The following is an 18,078-nucleotide window of genomic DNA, read 5'->3' as shown; positions in this document are numbered from 1 at the left end:
CTACAATTACTACTATATTCAATGACGAATATTAATGGATTTTTAAAAATCAGGGTACATTAAAAGTATATAAATAAAAAAGGCTACTCAGCATAACGTGGGGTTGATTTCCGTTCCGACTGGGCGCTTTCCAGGGGGCATCCGATGAGCCGCTTCGCTTCGCTGCAGGGTCTCATCTGTGACGCTAATCCCCTAGGAGTCGCCCAGTCTCCACTCCAATCAACCAATATACCTTCATATATATTAATAAAATACCCACTTTTTAGTGATAGTCTACAAAGAAAGGTCGATACTATGTACAAAATATACATAATAGAAGATGATCCTAATATTTCAAAGATTATTGTGGAGCATTTAACAAAATATCAATTTGAATGCTATACCGTTCAACAATTTAATCATATAGTAGAAGAATTTCAAGCTATTCAACCTCATTTAGTGGTTATGGACATTAACCTACCAACCTATGATGGGTACTTTTGGTCACGCAAAATCCGTCAGCTATCCAAATGCCCTATTATCATTGTATCAGCGCGCGTGAATGATATCGATCAAGTGCATGGAATTGAAAATGGTGCTGATGATTTTATCACTAAGCCCTTCTCGCTAGATGTGCTTATGGCAAAAGTGAATGGTCTTATTCGCCGTACATACGGAGAATATGCTTCCTCCGAATCTAATTCGATATCAATTGCTAATACAACATTAAATTCTGATACAGTTCGTCTTTACACCGAAAAACACGAGAGCCTGTTAACGTTAAAAGAGATGCAGCTTAGCAAATTACTATTTGAAGCTTATCCTAATGTTGTTCCTCGTCAAAAATTGTTAAGTGCCATTTGGGATGATGAATCCTTCGTCGAAGAAAACACTCTATCTGTTAATATTGGCCGATTACGCAAAAAATTCGAGACTATCCAATCTAGATTAGAAATTAAAACAATCCGTGGACTTGGTTATCAATTAGTGGAGGCAGAGGAATGAAGCTGTTCTTTCGAGATCATATAAGTGTAATCATTCTTTATTGTGTAAGCTTTCTATTATTACCTTGGATCATTCAATCATTGGATGATTTATCTTCACACTATCTTTATTTTATCTTTCTCGTTAGTTTCCTATTTACCATTTGGCTAATTGGACGTTATTATCGCAGAAAAAAACTCTATGCTCATTTACAGAACAACACATTAACAAGTGATGACCTTCATCTGTATGAACCACAGGCTATGATTGAGCAGGCCTACAGCCAAAAACTACGACAAATGCAATATCTATACTTAACACAGCAGCAACATTTAGAGGAGCAAGAAAACGAAAAGCAACTTGTGCTTTCCCATTTTGCGCATCAAATGAAAACGCCATTGTCGGTTATTCAACTGATTATCCAATCTAATGCCAATAGCCAATCCGAGCATTTGCAAACAATTAATCAAGAATGCGACAAGTTGACGTTTACCCTCAATCAGCTACTAACTTATGAACGCACGTCCAATCTTGTGGCTGATTTAAAAATAGAAGCACTCTCATTAAAAGAACTTATGAAGGAAGTTGTTAACGATTTAAAGGATTATTTCATTGCTAAAGAAGTTTTTCCAAAAGTAACGCTTATTGAAAATACTATTATTTATTCAGATCGAAAATGGTTAAAAATTGTCCTTTATCAAGTCATCAATAATGCCATTAAGTACGGTGAGTCTGAAAGTTCTATTCAAATTATTTATGACGAAGCTACTTTACGTATTAAAAACTATGGAGATACGATTCCTGAGAGTGAAATTTCGCGTGTCTTTGATTTATTTTACACAGGTGTGAAAGGAAGAACGAGTGGAGAAGCAACAGGTATAGGCTTGTATTTAGTGAAAAAGATTTTAACTGAATTAGAGCACCCTTTTACTTTACAGTCCCATGAGTGCGTCACTACCTTTTCCATAGATTTTTCAAATAGCGTGAAAAAATCATGCTCGTAATATGACAACTTTGTCATATTGACGTCATTTAACCAAATAGGTAAAATGCTACTCCTTCTTTATACTTAAGCTATTCAATCGAAGTAAGGGAGTTGTTCAAAGATGGGAAACTCAATCCTACAAGTGACCAATCTACAAAAAGAATATATCGGAGAAATCACATATAAGGCATTGAATGGCATAGATTTTCAACTTGGTGAGAACGAATTCGTAGCCGTCATGGGGCCTTCAGGAAGTGGAAAAACTACCTTTTTAAATAGCGTATCAACAATCGATCGCCCTACTATTGGTGAAATTCTTATTAATGGTAGAAATCCATATTCATTAGATGATGAAGAGCTTGCAAAGTTCCGTCGTTCAGAATTAGGCTTTGTCTTTCAAGATTTTAATCTTGTACACACATTAACGGTGAAAGAAAATATTTTATTACCGTTAACTTTAGATAGTTTACCTGCCGATAAAATGCAGCAACGACTTCAACATGTATCTCAATTTCTTGGAATTGAAGAGCTTCTTTCAAAACGAATTTACGAAATATCCGGTGGGCAAAAACAACGTGTAGCTATTGCTCGTGCGGTTATTCACGAACCGAGTTTATTGTTGGCAGATGAACCTACAGGAAATCTCGATTCAAAAGCAGTAAATGATGTCATGAATTTATTTAGTTCTATTCATACAGAACTGAAAACTTCCATTTTAATGGTGACACATGATCCTTATGTTGCAAGCTTCGCAAATCGTATTATATTCATTAAGGATGGTAAATTATATAACGAAATTCATCGCGGTCATAATCGTAAACAATTTTACCAGGAAATCATGGACACACTTGCTTTTTTAGGTGGTGGACAGCATGAGCTTTAATCATATTGTTATTCAAAATATTTTACGTGATAAATGGACTTATGTTTCGTATTTCCTTAGCAGTATGTTCTCTATCATTATTTTCTTTCTATTTACAGTCATTGTGTTTCATCCAAGTCTTGCAGGTTTAGATCCAGACTCAACACTTGGCCTTGCATTAATGTTAGCGAGTTTACTCGTTTATTTGTTTTCATTTATCTATATCGCCTATTCCATCATGGCCTTTTTAAAGAAGAAAACTAAAACACTAGGTATTTTTATGATTACCGGTGCATCTATGAAACAAATTCGTATGCTCGTTTTTCGGGAGAATATTCTTATAGGTGTACTCGCGATTATTACAGCAATCGTTCTTGGGCTTGTCATTTCGCCTCTCTTCTTAATGGGTGCTAGGGTTGTTTTAAACGCAGAAGCTTTCGGTATGTATTTCCCTATTAAAGCAATCATGCTAACTGTTGGTTTATTCCTTGTATTATTCGTTGTTATTTCAAAAGTAATGACAAGATTTATTAATAAAGAAGCTTCCATTCAACTATTAAAAAGTGATGTTGTCATCGAAAAGTCGATAAAGTCACATTATCTTTTATTATTCATTAGTATTATGATTTCCACTACATTAGTCTATTTATTAAAAATAGATCATGACATTGTAGGTAGTCTCAGTCTTCTTTTCTATGCAGCGTTTTTCGTGAGTGTGCTTTGTACAATTTATTTAATCATCTCACAAGGAATGCGCTTCATGCTAAAGGCTTTTGAGAGATCGTCAGCCTATATGAAACAAACGAATATGCTACTGGCTTCCAATCTCAACGCAAAAATGAAATCACATGCAAATATGCTATTTTTAATCACTATTTTATTAAGCGGTGTATTTTTATGTACAAGCATTTTATTTAGTTCTTACTATAATGTTGAAAAAGATAGTGAGGCGAATTATCCATACAGTTTTCAATATATTGCCCCTCCTAAGGCTGATCCGAGTATGGTAAAAGCTGATATAGAAAATATTGAAAAACAATTATCCACAGTGGATTCACAAAATTATTTTATTGAATTTAAATCGAATGAAGATCAACGACTCGGTTATATGTCAGTTTCCGATTATAACTTGTTACACAATGAAAAGATTAACTTAGGTGCAAATGAATTTATTGCAGTTGCTGGTAATCGCAAAACATTACCCATTACTAATGTAAGTGATGACAAATATCTAAAGCAATTTAAGCTTGTATCTGTAAATGAAAAAAATCTATTAACAACAGGTTTCCAACAAACATATTTTATTGTGCCTGATGAAGTTTATAACAGTATCAAATATCCTGTCTACAAAACCTATTTATTTGAGCTAGACAATTGGACGGCACATACAGAGTTGGCGAAAAAAATTATTAAAGATTTCCCACATATATATGAGGAACGTTATGTAACGTCAAAAATCGAATTGTATGACGCAGAGATGTTTACAAAAAGTGTGATGTTCTTTATCGGCTCTATGTTGAGCTTAATTTTCTTAAGTGCAGCTATGAGCATACTCTACTTCTACTTACAGACGACACTTCTTCAGGAAAAAGAAAAGTATGTAGGTATACGAAAACTTGGGCTATCTAAAAAAGAGTTATTCACAGTTGTGTCTAAAGAGCTGGCAATCCTTATATTTGTACCATTCGCGATAGCGACTACAATGTTATTTGCTACATTATTTGCAATGCGAACAATGGTTTCAACATCATTTTTACAAGTCTCAATGATGAGCTCTTTATGCTTCTTTGTCCTATTCTTCGTTAGTTATATATTTATTCGCAAAAGCTATTTCAAACGCTTGCTTAGCAATTGATGAAAAAAAATTCGCACTCCTCTCGGGGTGCGGATTTTCATAGTGTTGAAAAACAAATTAAAGGTGATCTTTGAGAATGTTGCGACGCAATGAATGAAGGTGATTTCCGTTCCAGGCTACTCGCTTTCCTGTGGGCGAGCGTCGAGCCGCTTCCTCCGCTGTTGTTGTTGCTGTCGCTTCGCTTTCGCACAGATAAAACATTTGCTACCGCTACGTTAGCACTACGCTTTCGCACAGAAAACATCCGCTCCGTGCAGGGTCTCGCCTGTCTCGCTTTCCCACGGGAGTCGAGTAGCCTTCCACTCCAATCAGCAATAGCGTAGAAATTTTATAAATTTCATTCATTTCAAAAGCGAACACTATCGCTACCCAACTTAATCTACAAAAAGGACTTTTTACAGTGATGCAATTGTACGCCTGTTATTCTAATGCTTCGTTTTCTAAGACATCTGTTTGTTGCCGCTACGATAGACCACGCTATTGCATAAAATTGCTTTAGTATCGTTTTATAACTATAAATTAGAGTTTCATGCCAGAAGATACTTGCTATGTGAAGTGGTTGATTGGAGTGGAGACTAGGCGACTCCTTGGGGATAAGCAATAGAGGAACGAAGCGGCTCATCGGACGCCCCCAGGAAGCTCTGCTCTGCGCGAAAGCAAAGCGACAGCTACAAATGTTTTCTGCAGCGAAAGCAAAGCGACAGCTACAAAGCGCCCAGTCGGAGCGGAAATCAACCAAACGTTATGATGATGAGCCAGCTTCTTACCAAAGTACAGGCTTTGCAACCATTAGCCATAACATAATTAGCAATAATAAAATGTACATCCATGCTTTGCGATGTAGCAATGAAGTAAATTTTTGCTGATCATAGGCAGGCGTATTAAATGTTTGTAAAGTCGGTTTGAACGCTCTAGCTAAAAATACAATTGAGGCCAACATCACAAGGAATGTAAGAACAATCCACGAGGTACTCCAATGATAACCCGCATGCCACATTAATAAAATACCGGACGCAACAAGAACATGCCCCGAATGCTTGACGATCGTAATGGCTCCTTTAAAAGCCTCAATATATGGTGACATTTCAACATGAGATGCTATACGCATTTTCTTAACAATTGTTAAAACAACGAACAAAGGCCCAATCGAAAGTACAGCACTTAAAATATGTATGTATAGTAGAAGTGTATAAATTGATATCATTGTGCACTTACTCCCCCTTGATTCATTCCCCCTCATTATAGCACTCAACATAAGTATGCTTTATCGTCAATTGTGAATCCTTTGTAAACGCAAAATGAATCATTGTTAAGTTGTTTGAAATTTGCACAAAGAGGGTATGGATTATAGTAACATGCACATATAGACCAAAAAGGAGTGATTTTTATAGGAATTCATCAATTTTTTACAAGTCTTAATGATTTAGAGCGTATTATTCGTTGCCCTGGACGCTTCAAATTTGAAGAGCACAATGTGGCTGCTCACTCTTGGAAGGTTTCACAGTATGCGATGTTCTTTGCCACACTTGAAGAAATAAACGGAGCTACGATCAATTGGAAATCATTATATGAAAAAACCATCAACCATGACTTTGCTGAAGTATTTATCGGCGATATTAAAACACCTGTAAAGCATGCTAGCCCAGAGCTTAAACAAATGCTTGCACATGTGGAAGAAAAAATGATGGAGAAATTTATTATTGATGAGATCCCACAAGAGTTTCAGGCTGTATTCTTTGAGCGCATGAAAGAAGGTAAGGATAAAACTATAGAAGGTCGCCTACTTGAGTTTGCTGATAAGCTTGACCAATTTTACGAGGCCTTTGCTGAGTTAAAACGCGGTAACACAGATAAAGAATTTGTGCATATGTATCAATCCGCTCTTTCTAAGATTTTAACTATTCCTCTTGAAGCCTCGGTTCACTATTTCCGTACTGAGATTCTGAAGGATGCTGTGAAGGAAAAAACACACATTGATATTCAAGCTTTGACCAATGAAGTATTAACATCAAATTAATAGGGTGCATGTACAAGTTTTCCGAACGAATTAATTCACGGAAGGCTTTTTTTATTTTCATCAATTATGCCTTGGCATAATTGCGTCTGCTGAAAGAAGTTAAAAAGTCGTATAATGGAAGGAGATCGAATGGAGGGAAGCTTTTGTCACAGGAATGTTCAATTGTAGAGGATTTATTACCTTTGTATAAAAAACAAGCGCTCCAAGCAACTACTGTAGAATTTGTCGAACAGCATTTAGCTAATTGTGAGCATTGTCAGCAGCTCGCTACTTCAAAGCAATCACTGGGTTATCATTTATTAATGAAAAGAACGATAACATTTTTCCATCTTGTTTTTATCGTACTATCCTTTATGTTTGCCATTAACTCTTCCTTACTTGGCAATCAAACAAGCTTTGCTATATCTTACGCGATTTTTGGCAGCCTTACTTATTTCTTTTACAAAAATATTTGGATTGTTTTTGCTATCAGCTCTATACCCGTTTTCGTCTGGGCTATTATTAACAATATCAATAATTCACTCTATGTCACCCACTACTCCTTAACGGAAATTGGTACACTTTTGATTGGAGCTAGCTACATAGCCCTTTTACATACTATTTTCGCACTATTCGGTGCTGCTTTTGCTATTATGTTTCGTAGGTTTACAAAATAATGATACACCTTGCAAAAAGGAGTTGTATTAATATATTTGAGGTAGCTTCCTTTATCCAGAAACAAAAAAAGAGTCGGTTTAGAATAGCACCCAACTTTATTTCCTAGATTGGGGCGCCTCATCACACGACTCTTTTTTCAGTTATTATGCTTTTTTAACGAACTCTGACTTTAATTTCATTGCACCAAAGCCATCGATTTTACAATCAATATTGTGATCGCCTTCAACGAGACGAATGCTTTTCACCTTTGTCCCAATTTTTAATGTTGAAGAACTACCTTTCACCTTTAAATCCTTTATAACTGTAACGGAATCACCGTCTGCAAGTAGATTGCCATGAGCATCCTTTACGATTAACGAATCTGTGTCCTGCTCCGTTACATCAGTGCTCCACTCATGCGCACATTCTGGACATACAAAGTTCGTTCCATCCTCATATGTGTATTCAGAATTACATTTCGGACAATTTGGATAAGCTGCCATTTCCGCTTCCTCCTTTTACTTTTTAGGTAAACCCTATATATTCTCCTATCTTTACATACTTCGTCCTATTAAGTAAAGGCTGTTCGTATTTTTCGTTCGTATTTGTGAAAAATGTTTGAATCTGTTTTATGCTTTTTGAGTTTTTTCATTCTGGATATGTATGATTTGGGACACTTGCCCATTGACTTTTTTGTACAAACCATCTTACTTGCAAGTTTGTTTAACATGCCTTATTATATCCTTAAAGGCTGCATTGTTCGTACAATATTAAGTTTTAACCTTTAAGCTGTAAAAGGGAGTTTTATTATTGGAGTTGGAATGACGGGCCTCACACCATGGTGCATGAGGATAAGCAGGAAAGCTTCTGCGAACACCCACTTTGAGGAGTGGTGGTTTAAAACTTTCTATAATAACTACGGCATACGCGGCTTTTTAATTTTAATCATACAGCCACTTGGCTTTTGAACGAATCACTCTCCATTATTGGAGGGTGATTTTTTTATCAAAATGCTAGTCATTCTCTATTAACTGTTTCATCTATATATGATGATTTATTCGATTTATTACTTAAAGACTCTAAGCAAATTAAAATCATATCTACTGGAAACGTAGCTATCATTGACGATGTACCAGTGCATATTGCACTTAAATTCGCGAATTGAATTCTTTATTAAATGACGAGTTATTGGTTCAGGAAGAATTTTACACGAAGAAAAAGCAATTGTTAGGGAGATAAAATAAAACCAGGCGCTCATATGAGTACCTGGTTATTTTAATGGTTGGTTGAATTTACTACTTTAATTTGAAACTTGTGTTTTCTTAAACATTGAAATCAAAGCCACACCAGCTAGTGACACAATACCTAAGAAGAATAATAAAAATCCAATTGGAATTAAGAAGAAAGGTTCTTCTAATGTGCCATCTATAGCTACTTTACTTCCAATGATGGCTTTTGCAATTAAACAGATTACTCCTAAAAGTATTGGTGTTGATGCGATTACATATTTCTTTTTCATAACATTTTCCTCCAATAAAGTTAATTTATTTATTTTTTATATTCCAAGATATCACCTGGTTGGCAGTCTAATACTTCACATATTTTTTCTAATGTTGAAAACTTGATTGCTTTTGCTTTTCCATTTTTTAAAATTGAGACGTTTGCCATTGTGATACCAAGTTTTTCTGATAGTTCTGTAACACTCATTTTCCTTTTAGCTAGCATTACATCAAGATTAACTATGATGCCCATGTTACACCTCAAATCGTTAATTCATTATCCTGTTTAATTTCACTAGCTTTATTCATTAAATAAGAAAGTAAAGAAGTAAATACAGAAATAACTACTGCAAAGAATAGTATAAGCAAAAGAATCATTAAAAGATTAGTATTGTAGTTCCCACTAATAAATACATAAAGTAGTGCAGCAACATATAAAACTCCTTCTGTCATTGCTAAAACACTTATACGCTTTAACCTATTTGCATTTTTTAATGTAAAATCGTTACCTAAATTAATGTCTGAACAGATACTCCAGCCTATACATAAAGCATAAAAGTAAGGTATACCAGTTATCCAAATAAATGCAATAAAAGGTTTATATAATTCTTTTAAGGAATGAGAATCTAACAATATATTCCTTCCTGTTTCTGGCCCAACATAGACGCAGAACAATAAACCAAATACCCAGCAGAAAAAAATAATTATTTTTAACCACTTTGCTAATTCCTTATGTTTCATAATTCACCGCCTTCTCAACTTTCTTATGTTAGAATAATCGACAACACATCCTTAGTCAATACTTTTTTATCGTAAAACGATAAATTTTTATTACTTTACTATAAATAACCTTTATTGGTATACAGACAAAACGCCCTGATTTTAAATTAAATAGTACCTGGAATTTAAAATTTTTCGGATATAACATCTATGCTAATTTAGCTGTTTCGATTTTACTCGCCCCACTTTGGCCGCTCCCTTACCTAAAAATGTACCTGTTCTAACACGTCATAACTTCCATCTAGCTCGATATATGCACCATAGCGAAAACGATGTTTACTCGACTACTTGCTTATTTAGGATGATATCTTTTTATATCGAGATGATGAGTAAATTAAGAGTCATAGCAGAAACATTAGATAATCAGTCTTAAGGCTGAGAAGTAGCACCGCCTAAAGTTTGTTTCCAGTAAAAAGGAAAAGTGTTACAATTATAAACAATAATCGGAGCATTAAATTCATCACCCAGGATGACATTTATTAAAGAGCGTATCGATTTTAGAAAGTACATTGATCTTCGTCCTTAGACGACTCTCTTCGTAACCAACATCCTGTTTTCTCAAAGTGGCACATCGGACGCATATAGAAAGTGCCTCGCTGGAAAGGGAATCATCCCTAAGCTAAGGTAGTAAACCAAATACAATTATGAATAGAAAGGAGATATTTATTTTGAGTATAAAAATATGGTGGGCTATAAATATTGTATGGCTATTCATTTTTGCTGCTGGAGCCATTTTTATTGGAGTAAGAGAAGTTGATTATACGGGGGTAGTTCAAACTCCTGAAGTTAGATTGGTCTCATTCATTGTTTTGGGTATCGCATTTTTTATTGTTGTACTGTTTCAACTAATACTACTCATTTTTATTCATTTTCTTAGAAAAGGCACAACCAATAATTCAGCAAAAAGGCTATCTTAATAACGGTGGTCTTTGTAGTTCTAAGTCACTTAAATAAAGTGGCTTTTTTTATGTACTAATGTAAAAGCGCCTGTGCGCTATCTTACTCCCCTTCTATTCTTCAACTAAACTGTACCGTTGAACATCCATGAAGTGCAAAAACCACACACTTTAGCCATAAAAAAAACTGCACCCAATAGATATTGGAGTGCAGTCAACTGCTTCTTTTTTATAAATTAAATAACCAAACCAACAATTGTAGCTGTTAAGATACTAACAAGTGTTGCTCCGTACAACAACTTTAAACCAAAACGAGCAACTACATCTCCTTGCCTTTCATTCAAACCTTTTACTGCTCCAGCAATAATACCGATCGATGAAAAGTTCGCAAAGGATACAACAAATACAGAAATAATAGCCAGTGTATGTGCACTCATAGACTTAGCTACTTCTCCAAGGCTTACCATTGCAACAAATTCATTCGTTACTAATTTGGTTGCCATAATTCCTCCGGCAGAAACAGCATCTGCCCAAGGTACACCCATTAGGAAAGCAACTGGTGCAAAGATATAACCTAAAATGTCTTGGAAGGATATACCGAAAATCATATCAAATACTGAATTGATTAAATCCATTAATGCTACGAAACCGATAAGCATAGCTCCAACAATGACGGCTACTTTAAATCCATCCATGATATATTCTCCAAGCATTTGAAAGAAAGTCTGCTTATTTTCATCTTCAATCGCTAAGATATCTTCACTTTCTTCTACGCTATACGGATTAATGATTGAAGCAATAATAAATCCACCAAACAAGTTCAAGACAATCGCCGTTACAACATATTTGGGTTCAATCATCGTCATATATGCTCCAACAACTGACATAGAAACGGTCGACATTGCTGATGCGCATAATGTATACATTCTCTGTGGAGTAATCTTATCTAATTGTTTTTTTACAGTAATAAATACTTCAGATTGACCTACCATTGCAGAAGCAACAGCATTATAGGATTCCAATTTCCCCATACCACTTACTTTACTTAAAAGTAAACCTATCCATTTCATTATAAATGGGAGAATTTTAAAATGCTGTAAAATACCTATCAATACAGATATAAAAATAATCGGTAATAACACATTTAGGAAGAAGGAATACTCTCCTTTATTCGCTAAACCACCAAAAACAAATGTTACGCCCGTACTTGCGTAAGACAATAAATGATCAAATACATTTGTAAATCCTTTGATTAGAACATAACCAAACTTCGTATTTAGCAGTAATGCTGCAAATATAAATTGAATGATTAACATAATAATTATGTTTTTATATTTTATTTCTTTTTTGTTTTTACTCATTAACAGAGCTAAACCAAAAACAAGTAGCAATCCACAAATGGATATTAAGTATCTCATGAGTTCCTCCATAAATAATATTGATAATATTTTTGCACGTTCGATATCCGAAACTACAAATCCTTCTTTCACTCATTATGTTCCATTATTGAAACTTGAATAACAGCTTTAGATCTTAAAACTGAAAATATGTAGATAGTCAGACGTCAGACAAATCACTTCACTATACATTGTTTTCACTAGCAATTCAATAGTTAAAGGAAAAAAACTCTGCGAAAAGTGTATACGCTTACAAAATTACCGTTTTATAAAAAAAGACCATCATATATGATGGTCTCTGCTTACTACAAGTTTTTGTAAACTTTATTGAAATTATACTTATTTAAATGAACTTATATGGATACATAAATCCTTCAATTTATTTTACAGAAAAAAAGTATGATCTTTACAGCTATTTAGTAAAGTATTTAGCATTCCATTTTATAAAATTCAATGCTTGTCGGGTAGACTCGATAAGTGATACATCACCTTTAAATTCCCTTAACTTTAATGCTTCTTTAAAACATTTTTCTGCCTCAACAATTCCCCCTAATTCTAACAAACACTTCCCTTTATGTTGTATAGCAAAGTCCAAATATAACAAATTGTTGTTTGCCTTACATTTTTCTAAAACTTCATTGAAGATTTCTAATGCTTTCATTGGATTACCGTTGTATTTGATTGCCTCTCCAAGACGTATTAATGCCACGATTTCACGATTGCTGTTGTTCTGATTGCTAGCAATAGTAACGCATTCAGTTAAAATTTTAACAGCTTTTTGTAGTTCTCCGTAAATTCTATATAAATTCCCTAGCGTTCCCATTAGAAAATATTTTTCATCTTCATTCGTTATATTCGCTAGTAAATTTTCAGCAATGTCTATAATTTCTTTCATTCTAAATGGATTAGAAGTTTTTTCACGAAGATACTCATTGCTATCAAAATAAATTATTTCGCTTAATGTCAAAAGACAGTCTTGAAACTCTGGAAAATTCATTTTTTATGCTCCCCATTGTTTTTATTAATACAAAATTAGAGAAATTATGTAATGGTGATTTTGATTAATGACGTACTGAAACAGATAACTAATATCAGTTATCAATTTATTTATTATATACTTTTACCAAATTCAAATTTAAAATGTAAATATAAGGTTTCATTACCAAAAGCTATACGTGTTATCTGTTAAAAATATGCCATTTTATAAGTTGATTAGAGTAGAAGCTAACGACTCCTTATGCATTTGCGGCTCATCGGACGCTCCCAGGAGAAACGCCCAGTCAGAACGGGAATCAACCTAGCAAAACTGAAGTTATCGTAACATTTTGATACGCGATTAAATATAAGAATCAATAAGGAGTATATTAAATGAATATAAAGAAGAGTATGTTGTTTTTTCTATCACCACTATTTCTATTAGCTTCTTGTAGTGACGATGATCAAGTTAATAAAAATGATGAAAAAATGTATGTATCATCAACCCAACAACAGGAAATATATGAAATTAAACAACCTGCAATATCTAATGTTTCAAGAGGGTTGATAGTTAATAATATGAACAATTCACTAAACGTCACTGAAATTGAAAAGGGATTAATGGATTTATCGGTCAATTACTTTCCTACAAAGGAGTTTTATATGCAGGAAGGTCAATATTTAGATGGTAAAACTATAAATAAATGGTTAGATAGAAAATCAAAAGAAGGTTTTGGTTTAAACCCACCTATTGAAAAAAGTACTGGAGATGTTTTAGAGGATGAAAAAAGTAATCCTAAAATATTATCTCATGTCTTAGAACAAAATTTTGTTAATAAAGAAAACGGAAAAGTAGAAGGAATGTCTTTAGCCATATCTTTAAATGAATTTTATGACATTAGGGTACATGATGATAAAGGCTTAACTTATACAGATCAAGTTAAAGTCGATACGAACGAAGATAAGGTTAATGACGTAGAAAATTACGGTAAGAAAGTAGCCGGAACTATTATAAAAAACATAAGAAATAATAACAAAATACCCAATGTTCCTATTTACCTAACCTTATATCAAGAATCCAACAAAAACGATATCATTCCAGGAATATTTTTAGCTCAAACATCTATACCTGAAGGAGAGGATAAAATAGATAAATGGGATGCTATAGATATAAAAAACTATACTTTCCCATCAGATTCACTTTATAGTTTAGACAAAGATACTTCCAGTAAATTATTAATTTTCAAAGAAGATATTCAAGAAGGCTTCAAACATTTAAATCCTAAAATAGTTGGGAAGCTTCGATATGAAAACGGGAAATTAACGGAATTAAAAATAGATGTTAACGTACCTTTAATAAATGATACCGAATTGATTGGCCTTTTACAGTTGACTAGTACTAAATTGAATACTATTTTATTTGATTATATTCCTATTTCTATTCGTATTATAGATCAAAACAAAGATGTTGGGATTGTCCTCTGGGATCCAACTGAGAAACAAATTTATGTAACTCCAATTTAGTTTATTTCCTTCCTGCTTTTTGTATAAATCACCTCCATTTTGCGCATATATGGTAGTAACAAGGGAGGTTATTACATTGAAGAAGTTATTTTATTTGTTTTTACTAGCCACACTACTATTATCCGCTTGCGGGAAAAATACCGCACCAAAGGAAGTTGCCGTCGATAAAAATACTACCGTTGAAGATGTAGTAGGAGCTATCGTTAAAAACAAATTCACTGTTGAAGAAAAGAATGGTACGGTATCAATCTCCATTCAAGATACAGATGTGAAAAAAGGTATGAAAAATCAAATGCTGAAGGATTCCACTAAAATATTTGCAGAGCTGTCTAAGCTTCAAAGTGTTAAAGCTCCAGCTATTAATTGGTATGCCCCATTAACGGAGCCTAGAGGGAACAAATCTATGACTGAGCTTTTAAATATTTACTTTAGTGAGGAAGATTTTAGAAAGACTAATTGGGCAAACTATACTGAGCTAGATATTGAATCCATTGCTACTCATTATCATCAAAGTGCTTCTTTAGGACAATAGAATATCCCAAAAATGATACCCCTCCATGTATATAGAAGGGGTATCATTTTTTATTTATTAATTGCCACAGACAAAAGTTTTTTTACCTATCGCCTTTTCCATCTTTCGATATTAAAAGTTGCAATTAAATACCGCGAGGGGTATGGAAATGTAAGCTCCTACCGATTTAAATCCCCTCTGTATTCATCAATACGAGACGCCAGCCGTCGGGATCTTCAATTGTGACACCTTTTTCAGCCCAATATGAATTTTCTGGCTCTACCTCAGGATAGCCCATTTGCAATAAGCGTTCAGCGATAAGCTCTATGGTTGAACGCTTTGGAATATACAGTACAAGCAAATTATCCTTTGTTGGTGCTGGGCAAGGGCTTCCTTCAATATGCTCTATAAATTCTAAATGATAGCTAGCATTTGGAAGACCTATCATGATACCGGTGAAGCCTCGATGTCCTGAAAAAGAGCCGATTTTTTCTAACCCTACGCCTTCACAATAAAATTTTTCAATTTCCTTTAATTTATCAGTTGGCCGTGCAACGCGTACCTGTGCCACCTGTAATTCATCTGACCATTGTTGTCTCATAGTTATTTTTCTCCTTTTCAATCATTGTATAATTGAAAAATAGAGCTAGAGAACCGCCAATAGTCTGAAAAATCACAATCAACCTTCATGCTCTTCAGAAATACCCTGCCCGGAAACACCTGAATTGTGAAGACTAATACTCAGTTGGGATGAAAAAGATTCCCACTTCACTTTATCCATTTAAGGAGACACTAAACGAAGCAGCTGTCTTCTCTTTTACTTCCTCTAAAGTAACACCCTCTGCTAATTCTATAAGCTGCATCCCTTCATCCGTAAAATCAAAAACAGCCAAATCTGTAATTAATCTATGCACAACGCCTTTCCCTGTTAACGGTAGCTCACATTGTTTTTTTATTTTTGACTCACCATTTTTATTAACATGCTCCATCACGACGACTACTCTTTTTGCCCCAACTACAAGGTCCATGGCACCTCCCATACCTTTCACCATTTTCCCTGGGATCATCCAGTTCGCAAGGTCACCCGTTTCAGATACTTCCATGCCACCTAAAATAGCCAGATCAATATGACCGCCACGAATCATGGCAAATGATTCAGCACTATCAAAGAAGGAAGCGCCAGGTACAGCTGTTACCGTTTCTTTACCTGCATTAATTAAATCTGGATCGACTGCGTCTTCTACTGGGTATGGACCGATGCCAAGAAGTCCGTTTTCTGATTGTAAAAGGACGTCATAATCAGATGGAATTGCATTGGCCACTAGCGTTGGGATACCAATACCTAAATTGACGTTCATGCCGTTTTGTATTTCTTTTACCGCTCTATTTACGATTCTTTGTCTTGTATCAGCCATCACGCATCCCCCTTTTTCACCGTCAAACGCTCGATACGCTTCTCATAAGTGCCACCTAGTAAAACGCGTTGCACGAATACTCCCGGAGTATGAATATGATCCGGATCTAGCTCTCCTACTTCAACAATTTCCTCTACTTCCGCAATCGTAATTTTCCCCGCCATTGCTGCTAGAGGGTTAAAATTACGTGATGTTTTTTTGAAAACTAAATTTCCTAGCTTGTCTGCCTTCCACGCTTTGACAAGTGCAAAATCTGCGACAATACCTTTTTCTAAAATATATTCTTTGCCATCAAAAACCTTTTCTTCTTTCCCCTCAGCAATTGGAGTACCAACTCCAGTAGCTGTGTAAAAGCCCGGAATTCCAGCTCCGCCAGCTCGTAAACGCTCTGCCAACGTACCTTGTGGTGTCAATTCTACTTCAAGCTCTCCACTTAAAAATTGCTGCTCAAAAATTTTATTTTCACCTACATAGGATGCAATCATTTTTTTGATTTGTTTATTTGCTAATAAAAGCCCTAAACCCCAATCATCCACGCCACAGTTATTGCTTATAACTGTTAAGTCTTTTGTTCCCCTTTGTACTAGCGCCGCAATTGATTTTTCAGGGATACCACATAGCCCGAAGCCCCCTACGACTAATGTATCTCCATCTTTAATATCAGCGACGGCTTCCTCAAACGAATTCCACACTTTTCCCTTCCCCATATCGAAACCCCCTAAAATTGCTCACTTATTAAGAAAAATTCTACCTTAATACCATTTTATAAGTAAAGGAATTAATTAGAATACTATTTATTCTAAAAGTGAATAAATCAATTTTCAGAACGTATTGAATTGAGTAATTGTTTTAAGGCAAAAGATTGATATGTATTCTTCTTCGTAATAACACCTAAACGCCATGGCATGTCAAAACCAAGCAACGGAATAATTTTGACATTTTTATTCGTCTGCTTTGCGGCTATTGAATATGGTAAAAGTGTCACCCCTAAATTCGAGGATACTAGCTCCACTATTAAATCCCATTGCGAGCTTTTATAGCCTATTATTGGTGTAAATCCCACACTTTTACATGATTTAATAACATAATCATGCAGTGTGAATTCCTCTGCAAAGATAATAAATGTCTCATTTTTTAAATCTTGTAATAGAATATGCTCTTGCTGAGCTAATGGATGGGACTCATTAATAAAGACAAAAAATTGGTCTTCCACAAATGATTGAACAGAAAATTTCCTTTCATCTGTAGGTATAACAACAATCCCCATATCAACATCGCCATTTTCTACTAATGTTCCGATCATTTTAGCTCCACGTTCCACAAGCTCTAAATGCACCTTAGGATACTGTTTATGAAACTTTCGAGCGATCTCAGGGAAAAATAGTGTACCAATTAGCGGCGGAATCCCTAGTTTAATCGTACCTGTTTCGATGTTCGATAAATCATCCAATAATATATGTAAATCATGTACAGAACGTATTATTTTTTGTCCTTGTTTATAGACGATACTACCAGCGTCCGTTAATTCTATATTGCGTGTAGAGCGATTTAATAACTCTACATGAAGAGCATCCTCCAACTTTCTAATGCTTTTGCTTAATGAAGGCTGTGATACAAAGGATTCATTTGCTGCCTTTGTAAAGCTCCCATGTTCAACAACAGTCATAAATGCTTTTAAATCTCGCAGCTCCATATAGATACCTCATTTATTCTAATTTGTAATAAAATATATTCTCATAATCTCTATTTAGTAATAAATTCTC

At 34.7% G+C, this 18,078-nt stretch carries 20 protein-coding genes and 1 other RNA gene; 10 read left to right on the top strand and 11 right to left on the bottom strand.

Annotation, left to right across the window (positions count from 1 at the left end):
• The first annotated feature begins 294 nt into the window (after positions 1-294).
• The 4 genes from ACZ11_RS14605 to ACZ11_RS14590 all read left to right on the top strand — a co-directional run bounded on the left by ACZ11_RS14605 (position 295) and on the right by ACZ11_RS14590 (position 4,665).
• Positions 295-984 (top strand): response regulator transcription factor, encoded by a 690-nt coding sequence (locus tag ACZ11_RS14605; RefSeq protein ID WP_049667282.1) that lies wholly within the window; start codon positions 295-297, stop codon positions 982-984.
• Positions 981-1,967, top strand: coding sequence for a sensor histidine kinase (locus ACZ11_RS14600; protein ID WP_049667281.1), 987 nt, complete (start codon positions 981-983; stop codon positions 1,965-1,967). The genes ACZ11_RS14605 and ACZ11_RS14600 overlap by 4 nt, the downstream gene beginning before the upstream one ends.
• Before the next feature lie 102 nt (positions 1,968-2,069).
• Entirely contained in the window at positions 2,070-2,831 is a 762-nt protein-coding gene (locus tag ACZ11_RS14595; RefSeq protein WP_049667280.1) for an ABC transporter ATP-binding protein, read from the top strand.
• On the top strand, positions 2,821-4,665 hold the full coding sequence (locus tag ACZ11_RS14590) for an FtsX-like permease family protein (protein ID WP_049667279.1): 1,845 nt from the start codon (positions 2,821-2,823) through the stop codon (positions 4,663-4,665). Before ACZ11_RS14595 ends, ACZ11_RS14590 begins: the two co-directional genes overlap by 11 nt.
• Before the next feature lie 763 nt (positions 4,666-5,428).
• Here the strand turns inward: ACZ11_RS14590 and ACZ11_RS14585 are convergent.
• A complete protein-coding gene (locus tag ACZ11_RS14585; RefSeq protein WP_049667278.1) occupies positions 5,429-5,869 on the bottom strand; it encodes a hypothetical protein in 441 nt (146 codons plus the stop codon).
• A 174-nt stretch (positions 5,870-6,043) separates the two neighbouring features.
• On the opposite strand from ACZ11_RS14585, the gene ACZ11_RS14580 reads away from it, so the two are divergent.
• Together ACZ11_RS14580 and ACZ11_RS14575 are read left to right on the top strand one after the other, a co-directional pair.
• Positions 6,044-6,682, top strand: coding sequence for a YfbR-like 5'-deoxynucleotidase (locus ACZ11_RS14580; RefSeq protein ID WP_134008586.1), 639 nt, complete (start codon positions 6,044-6,046; stop codon positions 6,680-6,682).
• A gap of 143 nt (positions 6,683-6,825) precedes the next feature.
• Entirely contained in the window at positions 6,826-7,338 is a 513-nt protein-coding gene (locus ACZ11_RS14575; protein ID WP_049667277.1) for a zf-HC2 domain-containing protein, read from the top strand.
• A gap of 144 nt (positions 7,339-7,482) precedes the next feature.
• On the opposite strand, the gene ACZ11_RS14570 is transcribed toward ACZ11_RS14575, so the two are convergent.
• A complete protein-coding gene (locus tag ACZ11_RS14570; protein WP_049667276.1) occupies positions 7,483-7,821 on the bottom strand; it encodes a zinc ribbon domain-containing protein YjdM in 339 nt (112 codons plus the stop codon).
• A gap of 242 nt (positions 7,822-8,063) precedes the next feature.
• Here ACZ11_RS14570 and ssrS point away from each other — a divergent pair.
• Positions 8,064-8,256: non-coding RNA, 6S RNA (gene ssrS / locus ACZ11_RS25290), on the top strand.
• A 362-nt stretch (positions 8,257-8,618) separates the two neighbouring features.
• On the opposite strand, the gene ACZ11_RS14565 is transcribed toward ssrS, so the two are convergent.
• Genes ACZ11_RS14565 through ACZ11_RS14555 form a run of 3 tightly spaced genes read right to left on the bottom strand, consistent with a single transcriptional unit; the run spans position 8,619 to position 9,558 of the window.
• On the bottom strand, positions 8,619-8,837 hold the full coding sequence (locus ACZ11_RS14565) for a DUF3955 domain-containing protein (protein ID WP_049667275.1): 219 nt from the start codon (positions 8,835-8,837) through the stop codon (positions 8,619-8,621).
• Between the two features lie 29 nt (positions 8,838-8,866).
• Positions 8,867-9,070 (bottom strand): helix-turn-helix domain-containing protein, encoded by a 204-nt coding sequence (locus ACZ11_RS14560; protein WP_049667274.1) that lies wholly within the window; start codon positions 9,068-9,070, stop codon positions 8,867-8,869.
• Positions 9,071-9,078: 8 nt separating this feature from the next.
• On the bottom strand, positions 9,079-9,558 hold the full coding sequence (locus tag ACZ11_RS14555) for a DUF2975 domain-containing protein (protein WP_049667273.1): 480 nt from the start codon (positions 9,556-9,558) through the stop codon (positions 9,079-9,081).
• Positions 9,559-10,265: 707 nt separating this feature from the next.
• Between ACZ11_RS14555 and ACZ11_RS14550 the strand changes: the two genes are divergently transcribed.
• Positions 10,266-10,514, top strand: coding sequence for a DUF3923 family protein (locus ACZ11_RS14550; protein WP_236690880.1), 249 nt, complete (start codon positions 10,266-10,268; stop codon positions 10,512-10,514).
• 215 nt (positions 10,515-10,729) lie between these two features.
• Here the strand turns inward: ACZ11_RS14550 and ACZ11_RS14545 are convergent, their stop codons facing one another.
• Both ACZ11_RS14545 and ACZ11_RS14540 read right to left on the bottom strand, forming a co-directional pair.
• Positions 10,730-11,911, bottom strand: a complete 1,182-nt coding sequence (locus tag ACZ11_RS14545) for a NupC/NupG family nucleoside CNT transporter (RefSeq protein WP_049667334.1) — start codon at positions 11,909-11,911, stop codon at positions 10,730-10,732.
• Between the two features lie 391 nt (positions 11,912-12,302).
• Positions 12,303-12,887, bottom strand: coding sequence for a tetratricopeptide repeat protein (locus ACZ11_RS14540; RefSeq protein ID WP_049667271.1), 585 nt, complete (start codon positions 12,885-12,887; stop codon positions 12,303-12,305).
• 371 nt (positions 12,888-13,258) lie between these two features.
• On the opposite strand from ACZ11_RS14540, the gene ACZ11_RS14535 reads away from it, so the two are divergent.
• Entirely contained in the window at positions 13,259-14,389 is a 1,131-nt protein-coding gene (locus tag ACZ11_RS14535) for a CamS family sex pheromone protein (protein WP_082172815.1), read from the top strand.
• Positions 14,390-14,465: 76 nt separating this feature from the next.
• Positions 14,466-14,921 (top strand): hypothetical protein, encoded by a 456-nt coding sequence (locus ACZ11_RS14530; RefSeq protein WP_049667270.1) that lies wholly within the window; start codon positions 14,466-14,468, stop codon positions 14,919-14,921.
• 166 nt (positions 14,922-15,087) lie between these two features.
• Here ACZ11_RS14530 and ACZ11_RS14525 read toward each other — a convergent pair whose 3' ends face one another.
• The 4 genes from ACZ11_RS14525 to ACZ11_RS14510 form a co-directional block, all read right to left on the bottom strand.
• Positions 15,088-15,501, bottom strand: coding sequence for a VOC family protein (locus ACZ11_RS14525; protein ID WP_049667269.1), 414 nt, complete (start codon positions 15,499-15,501; stop codon positions 15,088-15,090).
• A 172-nt stretch (positions 15,502-15,673) separates the two neighbouring features.
• Positions 15,674-16,315, bottom strand: a complete 642-nt coding sequence (locus tag ACZ11_RS14520) for a 3-oxoacid CoA-transferase subunit B (protein WP_049667268.1) — start codon at positions 16,313-16,315, stop codon at positions 15,674-15,676.
• Entirely contained in the window at positions 16,315-17,022 is a 708-nt protein-coding gene (locus ACZ11_RS14515) for a CoA transferase subunit A (protein WP_049667267.1), read from the bottom strand. Before ACZ11_RS14515 ends, ACZ11_RS14520 begins: the two co-directional genes overlap by 1 nt.
• A 107-nt stretch (positions 17,023-17,129) precedes the next feature.
• Positions 17,130-18,008 (bottom strand): LysR family transcriptional regulator, encoded by an 879-nt coding sequence (locus ACZ11_RS14510; protein ID WP_049667266.1) that lies wholly within the window; start codon positions 18,006-18,008, stop codon positions 17,130-17,132.
• Positions 18,009-18,078 lie beyond the last annotated feature (70 nt).

The organism is Lysinibacillus xylanilyticus (assembly GCF_001183605.1).
In the GTDB taxonomy this organism is placed as follows: domain Bacteria; phylum Bacillota; class Bacilli; order Bacillales_A; family Planococcaceae; genus Lysinibacillus; species Lysinibacillus xylanilyticus.
The sequence above is the reverse complement of the archived record's forward strand: the minus strand, read 5'-3'. Positions and strand labels throughout refer to the sequence as shown.